The organism is Myxococcales bacterium (assembly GCA_016703425.1).
Lineage (GTDB): Bacteria > Myxococcota_A > Polyangia > Polyangiales > Polyangiaceae > JADJCA01.
This window is the reverse complement of record JADJCA010000011.1, coordinates 422,971-435,826: the sequence shown is the minus strand read 5'-3', so window position 1 is coordinate 435,826 and position 12,856 is coordinate 422,971. Positions and strand designations below refer to the sequence as shown.

Sequence of the window (12,856 nt, the reverse complement as noted above, 5' to 3'; positions counted from 1 at the left end):
TCGCCATCCGCGCGCCCTTGCTGGAAATGAATGCGTTTTCGCGCCGGCCGCCACCTTCTCCCGTTCTCGCCGCGGCCGCGGTAGACTAGTCGGACTCATGCGCCCGTCTCAGGTGGTTGCCTATCCCGCTGAGGGCGAAATCCTCGACGGCAAATACCAGGTCCTCCACATGCTCGGCGAGGGCGGGATGGGTGCCGTCGCCAAGGCGCACCACATCCTCCGGCGCGCGCCGGTCGCGCTGAAGTTCATGGCGCCGCACGTGCTGACGATCCCGGGAGCCGTGGAGCGCTTCCTGAACGAAGCCGTCGCCGCGTCACAAATCGAGAACCAGCACGTCGTCACCATCTACGACGTCGGCAAGCTCCAGAGCGGCGCCCCGTATCTCGTCATGGAGTACCTCGAGGGGCGCGACCTTTCGCACCTCATCGAGCACGAAGGCGCGCAAGGCATCGATGTGCCGCGCGCCGTGCACTTCGTGTTGCAGGTGCTTCGGGCGCTTCAAGCGGCGCACGCCGTGGGCATCATCCACCGCGATTTGAAGCCGTCGAACGCCTTCGTCATCAAGAAGGACGGCGAGCGCGACTTCGTGAAGCTCGTCGACTTCGGCATCAGCAAGGTGCAGCAGCCCGGCGCCGCCTCGCTCACGCAGACGAACTCGGCCCTCGGCACGCCGCTCTACATGTCGCCGGAGCAGGCCAAGTCGCCGCGCGACGTCGACCTCCGAAGCGACCTCTACTCGGTCGCGTGCATTCTCTACGAGCTTCTCACGGGGCGGACGCCGCACTTCGCCGAGAGCGGCGAGCTCACGGAGATCCTCTTCAAGCTCTTCACGCAAGACCCGACGCCCATCTCGGACATCCGAAAGGACCTCCCGGAAGGGCTCGCCGAGGTCGTGCACCACGGCCTTGCGCGGGAGCGCGACACGCGGTTTTCCACGGCCCTCGACTTCGCCGAGGCGCTGGCGCCCTACGCCGACGAGCGAAGCCTGACGGTCATTCGCCAGATTCGGGCGGGCATCGAGAAGCGAAGCGAGCCGATCCCCGGCGGCAGCATGCCGGCCCCGATGCCTTCGATGCAGCAAGCGTTCTCGCAGCTCGGCATGCAGCACTCGGCGGTGCAGGTGCAAGTGGTCACAGCCCACAGCCCGGCCATGGCGCAGACGCCGCAAGAGTTCGCGGCGCGAACGCAGGCCTTGCCGAGCAACGTGCCGATGCCGCCGACGCAGCAATCGCCGCAGATGGCTGCGATCGCCGGTACGCAGGCGTCGGGGCCGGGCAACGCGGTCCAGACGGGCATGGGCGTCTCGGCCGACACGGCCGCCGAGAAACCGAAATCGAAGGCGGGCCTCCTGGTGCTCGCGCCCCTGGTTCCGCTGGGCCTCATCGGTGCGCTCGCGTTCGGTGGGTTCAAGATGTTCAGCAAGCCCACCGTCACGAGTGATCCCTCGCCGCCGATGTCGGCGACCACGGTGCTTGCGGCGCAGCCGCCGGTGACCCCGACCGCGGCACCGACGCCGTCGGCTCCGCCGACGGCCGTGACGATGACGACGACACCGGGACCGGCACCGAGCGCGTCGGCGACGGCCAAGACGCCGGGGCCGACGACGTCACCTGGCCATAACCCGAACCCGGTTTCGGGCTCCCGAAGGCCTCCGGTCCAGCAGTAGGTGCCGCGGAGAAATCTCGGGGCGGGGGCGCGTTCCTTCGGTACCATGGGCGCGATGCGTCCGATTGCTCGCTGGCTCTCTCTCGTGGTTTCGCTCAACCTCGCCGTGCCCGTCACGGTGATGCTTCCCAAGGCGGCGTCGGCCCAGGGTAAGAAGCCCAAGACGATTCGCGAGGAGCTGCCCGCAGAGCTCCGCAAGGATTGGGACGCGGCGCTCACGCTCTTCGGCGACGGAAACTTCCGCGGCGCCATCGTGCAGTTCCAGCGCGTCTACGACGCGACGAAGAACCCGCGCATCCTGAAGAACATCGGCCGCGCCTACCAGGACGACAAGAAGGCGGCCAAAGCGGTGGTGTTCTACCAGCGCGCGCTCGCCGAGGGCGCGACGGTGTTGTCACCGGCGGAGGTCGCTGAAATCAACGCGGCGATTACCGACCTCAAGCCGCTCGTGTCGACGATCGAGATCCAAGTCAACGAGCCGGGCTCTGCGGTCACGGTCGACGGCGAAGACGTCGGTCGGTCTCCGCTCGCGAAGGCCGTCGACGTCGCCGTGGGCGATCACGACATCGTGGTCTCGAAGGACGGTTGGCGCGCGCAGACGAGGCGTGTCTCGGTGGCGCGCGGAACGCCGGCCGTCGCGAAGTTCGAGCTCGTGCCCGAGCGGCTCATGACCATGGTGACGGTCACCGGGGCCCCGAAGGGGCGCGGGGCCGAAGGCCAACGTTCGCATCGACGGCGTCGAGATGGGCCCTTCGCCGTTCAAGGGCCAGGTCGAGGTCGGCAAGCGTCACAAGTTCGAGGCCTACGCGCCGAACTACGCGACCGCCGAGCAGAGCCTCGACGTCACGAAGCAAGAGCCGCTCAACATCGTGCTCCGCCTCTCGGAGTCACGCTCCGAAGGCCGCGTGGCGATCATCGCCAGGCCTGCGGGCGCCGTCATCGAGATTGATCAGAAACTGGTGGGCGTCGACAAGTGGGAGGGTGTGCTCCCCTCGGGCGGACACAACGTCACGATCAAGAAGGACGGCTACATCACGTACCAGCAGGAGATCGGCGTCGCCAGCGATCAGGTGCGCACGGTGGAGACCACCCTCCGGCAGGACGTCTCCCGCGGCGCCGTCATCTGGGCCGTGGGCGCCGCTCTTGTGGTCATTGGCGGAAGCGTGACCGCGTTCTTCGTGGCTCGCTCGAAAGACGGCGAGCCGGTCCGGGGCACGGTCACCAACCCGGACAACGGCATCATGCCGACGTGGCTCCGCCGCTGAACGGCGCACCGTCTTCGCCAGATTCGTCAGGTTCGTCAGGAAGGTTGCTCATGAAGCTTCTTAAGGTTCTCGTTGGGACGTCGTTGGTTTGCGCCACCGTGGGTGGGGGGATGGGCTGCTCCAAGGGCGAGCCGGCCACGGAATACGTCGCGGGCTTCAGCACGCAGGTCCAGGTCCCCAAAGAGTTCAAGACGCTCGAGTACAGCGTCCGTGCGTATTCGGCGACGGATCCCGTGGGCGTCGTCACCGATTGTGCACGCGTGGCCGTCATCAACGGCAAGGCGCGCCTCCCGAAGACCCTCGGCGTGCACAAGGCCAACACCGACGCTCCCGCCGTCATGGTGAACGTCGTCGCCTACCGAGCCGAGGAAGCGGAAGTAGCCCTGGCGCGCGGCACCGACTGCGAGTCGGAGACGGGCCTCGGCGAGAGCGACGCCTCGGGCAAGAACCCGCTCGGTGCGCGCATCTTGCGACGCAGCCGGCAGAGCTACCGCAACGGGCGCATCCTCTACTTGCCCATGCCGCTCAAGTACGCGTGTTTCGATCAGAAGTGCCCCGACGACAAGGTCTGCGTCGGTGGCAACTGCGTCGATCCGCAGCGCGACTCGCACATCTTCCACGATTACTCCGCCGAGCTGGCGTTTGGTGACTCGAGCACGTGCTTCTCGCTCGCGCGTTGCCTCACGGACGCCGTCGCGCCCGTGCTCGACGACGCGGCCACGTGCACCTATTCGGTTCCCGGCTCGCTCGAGGGCATGAACGTCCGCGCCATCTTCGAGGGCATGGTCACCGAGGTCTTGGACGTCGACATCACGGCGGCGTCGGTCCCCGGTTTCGCGGAGCTCTCGCCGGAAGAGAAGGCCGCCGTCGAGAAGGACCTCGCCGAGCACCAAGAGGGCTACACGATCACCGGCCCCGGGAAGTTCCGCCTCGCGCCGGGCCTCTGCGAGCTCACCAAGACGAAGGATCCGAAGAAGAAGAAGATCCTCGCCCTCGCCGCGAGCCGCTCCTGCCCGCCCAAGCCGCCGGAGCAGCCGCTGTGCGACGAGAACGGTGACGTGCTCATTCCGGCGCCGAGCAAGCTGCTGGTCTTGCTAGACCGCTCCGCGCCGATGGCGGGGATTCTGTACTCGAATGACCCCACCAAGGATCCGGTCCAGCTCATCTTGAGCCTCTCGCTCGACGACGCAGTCTTCTCGACGACGCAGGTCGGCTTCAAGTGGCTCACCGACGCGGCCGCCGGGGCGAGCGCCTGTTTGCCCGCGGCGAGCTTCGCCGACCGAAACGCGCTCGACGTGAAGTTCGTGCCGGCCTTGCAAGCGCGCGACGCCATCGCCGACCTCGTCGGCAAGGACCGCTCATCGCCGGCGCGCGCCCCCGTTGGCTCCGTCGAGAACGCGCTCAGCGGCGGCGGCGTCTACGACATGCTCGACAAGCTCGATGACAAGGACAAGCTGAACCTTCGCGCGGTCGTGATCCTGACGAACAACCCCGTCGGTGAGTCGTGCAGCAGCGCCAAGACCGGCGCCATCGCCGCGGCCGCTGGCGAGGCGTTCAAGAAGGGCATCCTCACCTACGTGATCCAACTCGGCCAGAAGGGCGACGATCCCACTGCGCCGCCGGCGAACCCGCCGATCAAGCAAGCCGACGACGCGAGCCCGCTTCGCATTGAACGCGTCGCGCAGTGCGAGGCGGTGACCACGGCGGCTGGACGCAAGGAGAACTGCTTCGACGACTCGCGCGGCAAGGGTGGCCCGGCCGCCGAAGCGCTAGGGCGCATCGTCAGCGACCTCTCGAGCTGCCTCTACGATCGCCCCGGCTCGATCACCGACGGCAGCAAGACGACGTTGTCGATCTTGGGTCAACCGGACGTCGTCTTCAACGAGGCCTGCAAGGACGGCGCACCGGTCGACGGGTGGAACTTCGCCGGCGCCCAACAGTCGCTGATCCGGATCTGCGGCGCGCCCTGCGAGACCCTGCGAAACAACTCGCGCAACATCGGCACCGGCAAGCTCGCGTCCGAGTTCATCGCGAAGGTTGACCCAACGATCGCGCTGCCCGCCGCGGCCCCGCTGCCGCCGGTCCTCTTCGTGACGGCGACCCAAAAGAAGAACTGACGCGCGCCGAGGCATAAGCGATCGAGGGCGGCCCTCCAGTGGAGGCCGCCCTCGTTTCGTTTGGGCTTCAATCAGCGGCCGCCGACTCAGGGCCCGAACTGCATGCCGAGGTACGGGCCGAGGAAGAACTGCGTTCCGACCGTGGGCTGGTAGCTCGGGGTCCGAAGGGCGATGGGCGTCGAGCCTTGCTGCGCCGAGTTCACCATGTAGCGGTTCTTGTCGCCCTGGGCGACGACCTCGGTGCCGGCCGATTCGAGCCAGGCCAAGGCGCCGAGCGAGATGGCAACCGAATCCGAGATGCGGACGTGCATCGACACGTCACCGCTGAGGGCCGGACCGACGTACGAGAGCTTGTTGGCCTCCGTTTCGCCGGCGTTGGTCTTGCCGTCGTCGGGCACATAACGGTCGCTGAAGCCCGTGGGGGTCGTGGCCTCTCGTTCAAGGATGAGGACCTTGTAGGCAATGCCCGGACCGGCTGCGAGGCTCAGTCGAACGACCTTCGCGTCGTAGGTGGCGCGAACGCGAAGGGCCGCTACGCCGCCCACGCGATTCACCTTGAACGTTTCCGTTCGGCTTGGGCCGAGGAGCGCGACCTTCGTGGGGTCGGGCTGCACAAATTCGGCCTTTTGTTCCGAGTGGTCGAACAGACCGGCGAGGAACAGCTCGAAGCCGACGGGGAGCCAGGTAAAGCCGACGTAGCCAAACGCTCCGCCACCAAGGGGCCCAGGCGTATCGCAGCTCACCGCGCCGCGTGTCTTGCACGACTCGCCTTCGAGGCTGCTGCCCATCCCGCCGAAGCCCGCCGCGCCGGCAAGACCAAAGCCGCCATAGAGCCCAAAAAACGGCCGCTCTTCCTCGACCTTCACGGCCTGGAGCGATTGCCCCTCGCGGCGCAGCGTGACGGTCTCGGAAACGGCCTGCTTGTCCGCCACGTCGATGGTCTTTTCGAAGGGCATGAAGCCCTCGCGCGTGACCTTCACGAGGTGGGACCCCGATGGGACCTCCGCCGAGTAGGACCCCTCGCCGACGAGCTTGCCGTCGACGTAGACGTTGCCGAGGCCGTCGCCGGTGCGAATCTCGATGCGGCCCGTGGCCGACGTCGCGGTGATCTGCGCCTCGGCGGTCTTGCCGGCGTTCACCTCGATCTTTTGCGTCGTCGAGCCGAGCGTTGCGCTGCGAACGGAGACGTCGTGCGGTCCCGGGGCAGCTCACCTTCCCAGGGAGCGGGGCCCATGTCGACCCCATCGACGATGACACGCACCGCCTGGCCGCCACTCTCTTTGACGACGAGTCGACCGGTCTTCGCTTCTTTGGTGAGGGCGACGTCGACGCTGACGCGGGCGCTCGCCGCGACGTCGATGTTCTTCTCGAAGGCCGCGAACCCGGCCTTGGTCACGCGAACCTTGTGCGGCCCCGTCGCGACACGGACGAGGGCCCGCACGGGGCTCGCGCCGAGCTTGCGATCACCGAGGAAGACCTCGGCGCCGGCCTCGTTGACGAGCACCGTGACGGCGCCGGTCTTCGCCTCGAGCTCCTTCAAGCGCTTTTCGGCGAGCGCCTTGGCGCCGCCGCCCATCGCGTCTTTGTAGGACTTCAAGAACTCGTCGTAGGCCTCGTAGGCCTCGGCCCAGGCCTTGAGCTCGTAGCTCGCGCCGCCTAGTCCGTGCACCGCCTGGGCGCTCGGCGAGGCGGCGTGGGCCGCGCGAAAGTCGGCCTGGGCCTTCGCCCAGTCTTTCGCTTTGACGGCCTTGTCGGCCGACGCCAGGGCCGCCTTCGCATCCCCGGCTTGAGCCAAAACTGGCGCGCTCGCGAGGACGTTCGCGGCCAGGGCGACAACGGCAAGAAGACGAGCGGACGAGCGGAGCTTTGCCACGGCCGCAAGGTACAAGATGCCCGGCTCGCTGCCTACGGCGAGTCTCGCCCAGAAATGAGACCGAGTGCGGCGGTGCGGCGGAGGAAGAGGAGAGGAGAGCAGAGGAGAGCGTCCACGGGCACGGGCACGTTCACGTTTACGGGGAGAGCGAGGCTTCAGGGCGGATCGACGTAGTCCACGAGCTCGCCGCGGAACGTGCGGAGTGTGGTGCGCGAGCCTTCGCGGGCCACGATGTTTTCAGGCAAGAGCGGCACCTTGCCGCGGCCGTCGGGGGTGTCGCAAATGAACTTGGGGAGGGCGATGCCCGTGAGGCGCCCCTGAAGGGTCCCGATGAGCTCAATGCCCTTCGCGAGGGGCGTGCGGAGGTGCCCAGTGCCTTTTACGGGGTCGGCCTGGAGCAGGTAATAAGGCCGCACCCGGGCCCGCACGAGCCCACGGAACAGGGCCTCGAGGACCGCCGCATCGTCGTTGATGCCGCGGAGGAGCACCGTCTGGTTCATCACCGGAAAGCCGGCGTCGGCGAGGCGCGTCACAGCTCGGATCGACTGGGGCGTCAGCTCCTTCGGGTGATTGAAGTGGGTCATGACCCAAAGCGGGTGGTACGGCCGGAGCGCGCGCAGCAGCTCCCCCGTGATGCGCATCGGCAACGTGACCGGAACGCGCGTCGCGAGGCGGATGGTGTCGAGGCTCGGGATGGCCCGGAGCGCGGCGACGATGCGGACGACGCGCGGCGTGGCCATGGCCAACGGATCGCCGCCGCTGACGATGACGTCGCGCACCTCAGGATGGCCGCGAAGGTACGCGAGGGCCGGCTCGAGAGCCGTCTGCGGTGTGGCGCCGCCGCCGCTTCCGACGATGCGCGAGCGCGTGCAAAAGCGGCAATACACGGCGCAGCGATCGGTCGCGAGGAGGAGCGCTCGATCGGGATACCGCTGCACCAAGTGAGGCGCGACCTCGTGAGCGACCTCGCCGAGCGGATCTTCGAGGTCGCCATCGACGCTCTCCCCTTCGGCCGAGTGGGGCACGCATTGAACGCGAACGGGGCAGCGGGGATCGTAGCGGTCGGCGAGACTAAGGTAGTACGGGGTGATCGCCATCGGGAGGCCGGCCGCCTCCGCGCGCTTCGCCCCGGCCATCTCCTCCGGCGTGAGCGCGAGCGCGCGAGACAGATCGGCGGTCGTCGTCACGGCGTTTCGAATCTGCCACTGCCAGTCGCGCGGCGAGCGGCGCGGGCGCGCGCCTTCGGCGCCTCGCTCCCGCGACGGCCCGTCGTCGTTCGTTAGCTGCGGCAGCGAGACCCGCATTCAGTTCCGCCCGGCCTCAACGCTGGCGCCCCCGGCGCCGCTTGTGCCCGCATCCGACGTCATGTCGATCTTCACGGCGGCGAAGGCCGCCTCGTCAATCTGTACCGGGTACTGCTTGCGAAGACTCTCGAGCAGCTCCCCTTCCTTCTTCCGGAGCTCGTCTTGCGCGAGCTTCACGCGGATCGTGCGCTCCGCCTCCTCGAAGCTGCGCTCGCTCGCGTCGACCTTGCCCGAGAACCGCACCACGAAGGTCTTCGTCCCGGAGCGCACCGGCTGCGGGAAGACGTCGCCGACGGCCGCGAGCGAGAAGAGCGCCACACGCACCTCTTCGGGGACACGAGGGTTGGAGCCGCGCGGATCGCCGGGAGGACTGGAGAAGCCCACGTCGCCGGCCAGATCGGCCGGCACGTCAGCGCGCGCCTGCGCGTCGAGCGAGCGGCTTCGCACGAGCTCACCCCAGGTCTCGACGGTCGGCGCCTTCTTGTAGGCGTCGAGCACCGCCTGCGCCGCGGCGTCGTCGCGCAGCGAGACGAGCTGGGCCCGACGACGCTGCGGGTCTTTGTATTCTGCACGATGAGCGTCGAAGTACGCCCGAACTTCGGCCACCGGCAGCTCGGCCGGTGCGCGAGACGATTTTTTCGCCTCGTCGAGCACAGCGTCACGCAGCACTGCGCGCAGCTCTTGGACCGCGATGGGATCCTTGTCGTACCCCTTGGCCAGCGCTTCATCGGCCAGGAGTCGCACGCGGATCATCTCTTCGAGCAGCTCCATGCGGCGCTCTGGCGACTGGTACCGGAGCCGATCGAACTGGTCCATGTGCTCAAGGGACGCCGCGAAGTCGCCGAGCGTAATGGGGCGCTCACCGACCTTCACGATGACGCGTTTTGCCTGCTCGGGCGAAAGGCCCGCCGACGAGGGCGTCGTCGCGCCAAGCCCGGCGTCGGCGCCGGTGACTTTGGGCCCGCGACCGCACCCCGCAAGGGGCGCCCAGGCGAGTGCCGCGAAGAGGAGGAGGTTCGCTCGGACCGGCATAGGACAGGGAATTACTACGGCAGATTGCGGCCGGCCACCCACTTCGCTATGCGAAGGCCTCATGCGCCATCCGGACGACCGCGATCTCACGATTCCTCCCTCGGCCCCCGATCCGGAGCTGGTTTACCGCCGCATCGTCCTCAAACTGAGCGGCGAGGCGCTCTGCGGCTCAACGGGCGGCTTCGGCATCGCGCCGGAGGTCCTGCGGAACGTGGCCGAAGAGCTCGCCGAGGTCCACGCGGTCGGTGTCCAGATCGGCATCGTCGTCGGCGGTGGCAACATCTTCCGCGGCCTGAAGGGCGCCAGCGCCGGCATGGACCGGGCGCAGAGCGACTACATGGGCATGTTGGCGACGGTCATCAACTCGCTGGCCTTGCAAGACGGCCTCGAGAAGTGCGGCGTCCCCTCGCGCGTCATGACGGCCATCGAGATTCGTCAGGTCGCGGAGCCCTACATCAGGCGGCGCGCCGTCCGTCACCTCGAGAAGGGCCGCGTCGTGATCTTCGCTGGCGGGACCGGCAACCCCTATTTTTCGACCGACACGGCGGCGGCGCTCCGCTGCATGGAAATCCATGCGGACGCGCTCTTCAAGGCCACGAAGGTGGAGGGCATCTACAACCGAGACCCGGTGCGCTTTCCCGACGCCGAGATGTACACCCGAATGAGCTTCGATCAGTTCCTCGCCGATCGCATCGGCGTCATGGACTCGACAGCCGCGTCGCTCTGCCGTGACAACGCCATGCCCGTTCGCGTCTTCAAGCTCTCCACGCGCGGCAACATCAAGCGCGTGGTCTTTGGCGAGCCCATCGGCACGATCGTCGAAGATTACCGGTAGCGGCGCGGCTGAGAGCCGTCAGCCCCCGTCAGCCTGCCGCGTCGCGGCCCTGGCTCGCGGAGAGCGAGGCGGCCCGCGCCACGAGCTCGTCGAGATCACCGCTCGCCGTGTCGTGAACGACCGTGAGGTCGACGGCGTCGGCCGCGGCTTCCAGCAGGCCCGGCGCCGCTTCGTCGAGGCGCACCACGACGGCGGCGCCATAGAGGGTGACGGGCCACAAGGGCGCGTACGCGGGGACGAGCGGACAGAGGACGACCTGCACCCCGGACTCGTGCTGGAACGACGTCGGCAGCGCCTGCAGGCTCCCCTCGGCGAGAACGGCGCCGAGCGACGCGAGGCGCGACGGACTCCCAGCGAAGACCACGCGCAGCGTTGACGTGCGCGACGCTTGCGCGACGAATCCCGAGGCCACCAGGTCGTCGTCGTTCTTGGAACCGTCTTTGGGGGGCCGATCGGTCATGACGCGTCCATCGAGCGGGCAATGCGGTCGGCGAGGACCGGATCGGCGGCGTGGACCGCTGCGATGCCTTCGCCGTCGTCGCGGCCGACGCAGCTCCAAGAGCCCGCCTCGCCCACGAGCACCACGCCGTAGACGCCATCGGGCGCCGTCGACGCGTGCACCGACAGCTTTCCGCCGGAGGCGCGCTCGGCGTCGGCCAGCGCTTCGTGGAGCGACGCCGCGGAAGCGCCTAGGTGCATAATGCACGGGCCCGCCCGGAGCGCTTCGTCGGTCGCTTGTCGCGCCAGGGCCGAGAGCCCGCCGAGCGACAAGAGAAGCGGGTAGCAGCCGTAGGCACCGGCGGCCTGCAAGGGGGACGACAAGAGCTCGTCGACCACGGCCGAGAGCGGTTCTGCGCGAGCGACGGCGCGGAAGGGAGAGCTGCGCGCGCGCAAGAGGCGCGCCTTCGCCACGCGAACGAGATCGGCCGCGCCGCGACCGTCTTGCGGCGCCGAAGCCACGCCGGCCAGGCCATCAGGCGCGAGGACGCGGCGCCGGGTAGCGGCCTCCGCGGCGCCCACGCCGGCCAGCACGAAGACCAAGTCTTCGCCGACGCGGCCGACGCAAGCGGTCGCGTCGGTGCGCGACGACTCAGGCGCGCGCTCGCGTCCGTCGTCGGGGACGACCAACACGGAGACCGGCTTGTGGGGTCCGAGCACCGAGAGCGTGCGCTGCAACGCCTCGAAGAGCTCGCGATCGGAGATGACGCGGCGTTCGCTTGGTGCGCGCTCTCCGCGGCTGCCGCGAAGCGCGAGCAGGCCGGCCAAGATGCCTCCGATGGCGAGGGCGCGGCCGCGGGCGTCCTTGTCGCCCCCCTCGATCTCCAACGAGGCGACCCGCGCGTCGATCTCGCCCAAGAGGAGCCGAGGAACGTCGGCCGACGGCGCCGTCACCGGCTCGTTCGCGAAGCGGAGCTCGACGCGCGGACGGACTTCGCGGACCAAGGTCTCGATGGTCAAGAGGGCGGCGCGCACCAACTCTTCTTCACTCAGCAGGGCGCCATCGACCATCCGCTGCACGAGGAGCAACGGCTCGGGCGCGGGGGGCCGGTCGGTGCCGGGCGCGCGGCGCCGAAGGGCCACCGTCTCGGCGACGCGAGCGAGGGCGCCGAGGAGCGCATCGCCGGAGAGCGGCAACGCGACGATCCCGGTCGCGCCAAGACCGAGGGCCGCCCGAAGCGTATTGCCATCGTCAGGGTCAACGGCCACGAGCAGCGCCGCGCCCGGCGTTCGCAGCTCGACCTGCGGAAGGCACGCGAGCGCCGCCGTGCTGCGCCCGTCGGCGAGAACGGCGTCCACGAGCGTCGCCGTGAGGAGCGCGTCGGCTTGGTCCGGCGTCTTGGCGACGAAGACGGTGTGATCAGCCGACGCAATGACGCGCGTGGCGAGCTCCACGAAGGACGACTCTTCGCTCGCGACGAGGACGCGGAGCGGCGTCACGAGAAGACCCCGGAAAAGACGTAGCGTGCCGGTCCTCGCATGCGTGCGCGGCCCCGCTGCATCGTGATGTGGAGCTCACCGCCGGGCAAACGAACCGTGGTCTCGACGCCGCCTTCAACGTCGCCGCGCGCCGTGAGCGCGGCCACAACGGCGCAAGCTCCCGTGCCGCAGGCTTCCGTGAAGCCGACGCCACGCTCCCACACGGTGACGCGAAGGGCGGTGCCTTCACGGCTTACGAGCTCGACGTTCACACCCGCGGGAAACGACGGATGCCGCTCAAGGATGGGCCCGAGGCGTTCAATTCGCGCTCGCTCGTGCACAGCCGCGAGCGGCACGAGGACGGCGTGCGGATTGCCAACGTTGACGTCAACGAGGCGAACGGTCTCGCCGGCGATCTCCACCGAGCGCTCGTCACCAAGGCCCACCTCGCCCATGTCGACGGTGACCTCCGCGGCGGTCGCGTCACCGCGCACGACAACGGGTCGGGCCCCGGCGTCCGTCTCGACCGATCCCTCCAGCGCGGAGGCGCCGCGCTGCCTCGCGAGATGGAGCGCCACGCAGCGCAGACCGTTGCCGCACATCTCGGGCACCGAACCGTCGGCGTTGATGACGCGCATTCGCGCGAGGTGTCCCGCCGCGGAGGGTGGCGACACGACGAGGACACCATCGGCGCCAACGCCACGACGGCGATCGCAGAGCCGCGAGGCGAGGCCGACGTCGAAGGCCTGTGCGTCCGCCAGCGAGACGTCGACCACCACGAAGTCGTTGCCGAGGCCCTCGTATTTCGTGAACGGCAGCGCGAGGGTCATGCTCTCCGTCATGGTAGC

At 68.7% G+C, this 12,856-nt stretch carries 11 protein-coding genes; 4 read left to right on the top strand and 7 right to left on the bottom strand.

The window, feature by feature from the left end:
• Positions 1–97 precede the first annotated feature (97 nt).
• The 3 genes from IPG50_22675 (at position 98) to IPG50_22665 (ending at position 5,047) form a co-directional block, all read left to right on the top strand.
• A complete protein-coding gene (locus IPG50_22675; protein ID MBK6694989.1) occupies positions 98–1,666 on the top strand; it encodes a protein kinase in 1,569 nt (522 codons plus the stop codon).
• A 742-nt stretch (positions 1,667–2,408) separates the two neighbouring features.
• Entirely contained in the window at positions 2,409–2,930 is a 522-nt protein-coding gene (locus IPG50_22670) for a PEGA domain-containing protein (protein ID MBK6694988.1), read from the top strand.
• A gap of 50 nt (positions 2,931–2,980) precedes the next feature.
• A complete protein-coding gene (locus IPG50_22665) occupies positions 2,981–5,047 on the top strand; it encodes a hypothetical protein (protein MBK6694987.1) in 2,067 nt (688 codons plus the stop codon).
• Between the two features lie 86 nt (positions 5,048–5,133).
• Here IPG50_22665 and IPG50_22660 read toward each other — a convergent pair whose 3' ends face one another.
• The 4 genes from IPG50_22660 to IPG50_22645 all read right to left on the bottom strand — a co-directional run bounded on the left by IPG50_22660 (position 5,134) and on the right by IPG50_22645 (position 9,256).
• On the bottom strand, positions 5,134–6,186 hold the full coding sequence (locus IPG50_22660) for a PEGA domain-containing protein (GenBank protein MBK6694986.1): 1,053 nt from the start codon (positions 6,184–6,186) through the stop codon (positions 5,134–5,136).
• On the bottom strand, positions 6,183–6,920 hold the full coding sequence (locus tag IPG50_22655; protein MBK6694985.1) for a PEGA domain-containing protein: 738 nt from the start codon (positions 6,918–6,920) through the stop codon (positions 6,183–6,185). The genes IPG50_22660 and IPG50_22655 overlap by 4 nt, the downstream gene beginning before the upstream one ends.
• A gap of 155 nt (positions 6,921–7,075) precedes the next feature.
• Positions 7,076–8,224, bottom strand: coding sequence for a KamA family radical SAM protein (locus tag IPG50_22650; protein ID MBK6694984.1), 1,149 nt, complete (start codon positions 8,222–8,224; stop codon positions 7,076–7,078).
• Positions 8,225–9,256 (bottom strand): peptidyl-prolyl cis-trans isomerase, encoded by a 1,032-nt coding sequence (locus IPG50_22645; protein MBK6694983.1) that lies wholly within the window; start codon positions 9,254–9,256, stop codon positions 8,225–8,227.
• A 61-nt stretch (positions 9,257–9,317) separates the two neighbouring features.
• Here IPG50_22645 and IPG50_22640 point away from each other — a divergent pair, with 61 nt between their 5' ends.
• Positions 9,318–10,091 carry a UMP kinase gene (locus tag IPG50_22640; GenBank protein MBK6694982.1) on the top strand — a complete coding sequence of 258 codons (774 nt, stop codon included), beginning with the start codon at positions 9,318–9,320 and terminating at the stop codon, positions 10,089–10,091.
• A 28-nt stretch (positions 10,092–10,119) separates the two neighbouring features.
• Here IPG50_22640 and IPG50_22635 read toward each other — a convergent pair whose 3' ends face one another.
• From IPG50_22635 to dapF, 3 genes are read right to left on the bottom strand one after another with little or no spacing between them, the layout of a single operon-like run.
• Positions 10,120–10,551 carry a hypothetical protein gene (locus IPG50_22635; protein ID MBK6694981.1) on the bottom strand — a complete coding sequence of 144 codons (432 nt, stop codon included), beginning with the start codon at positions 10,549–10,551 and terminating at the stop codon, positions 10,120–10,122.
• On the bottom strand, positions 10,548–12,029 hold the full coding sequence (locus tag IPG50_22630; GenBank protein MBK6694980.1) for a hypothetical protein: 1,482 nt from the start codon (positions 12,027–12,029) through the stop codon (positions 10,548–10,550). The genes IPG50_22635 and IPG50_22630 overlap by 4 nt, the downstream gene beginning before the upstream one ends.
• Complete coding sequence (gene dapF / locus IPG50_22625; protein MBK6694979.1) at positions 12,026–12,850, bottom strand: diaminopimelate epimerase; 825 nt, start codon at positions 12,848–12,850, stop codon at positions 12,026–12,028. The genes IPG50_22630 and dapF overlap by 4 nt, the downstream gene beginning before the upstream one ends.
• Positions 12,851–12,856 lie beyond the last annotated feature (6 nt).

What these genes read in the sequence shown, in the direction of transcription:
- IPG50_22675 (MBK6694989.1), top strand. Translation starts at nt 98, where the DNA reads ATGCGCCCGTCTCAGGTGGTTGCCTATCCCGCTGAGGGCGAAATCCTC.
- IPG50_22670 (MBK6694988.1), top strand. Translation starts at nt 2,409, where the DNA reads ATGGGCCCTTCGCCGTTCAAGGGCCAGGTCGAGGTCGGCAAGCGTCAC.
- IPG50_22665 (MBK6694987.1), top strand. Translation starts at nt 2,981, where the DNA reads ATGAAGCTTCTTAAGGTTCTCGTTGGGACGTCGTTGGTTTGCGCCACC.
- IPG50_22650 (MBK6694984.1), bottom strand. Translation starts at nt 8,224, where the DNA reads ATGCGGGTCTCGCTGCCGCAGCTAACGAACGACGACGGGCCGTCGCGG.
- IPG50_22645 (MBK6694983.1), bottom strand. Translation starts at nt 9,256, where the DNA reads ATGCCGGTCCGAGCGAACCTCCTCCTCTTCGCGGCACTCGCCTGGGCG.
- IPG50_22640 (MBK6694982.1), top strand. Translation starts at nt 9,318, where the DNA reads ATGCGCCATCCGGACGACCGCGATCTCACGATTCCTCCCTCGGCCCCC.
- IPG50_22635 (MBK6694981.1), bottom strand. Translation starts at nt 10,551, where the DNA reads ATGACCGATCGGCCCCCCAAAGACGGTTCCAAGAACGACGACGACCTG.
- dapF (MBK6694979.1), bottom strand. Translation starts at nt 12,850, where the DNA reads ATGACGGAGAGCATGACCCTCGCGCTGCCGTTCACGAAATACGAGGGC.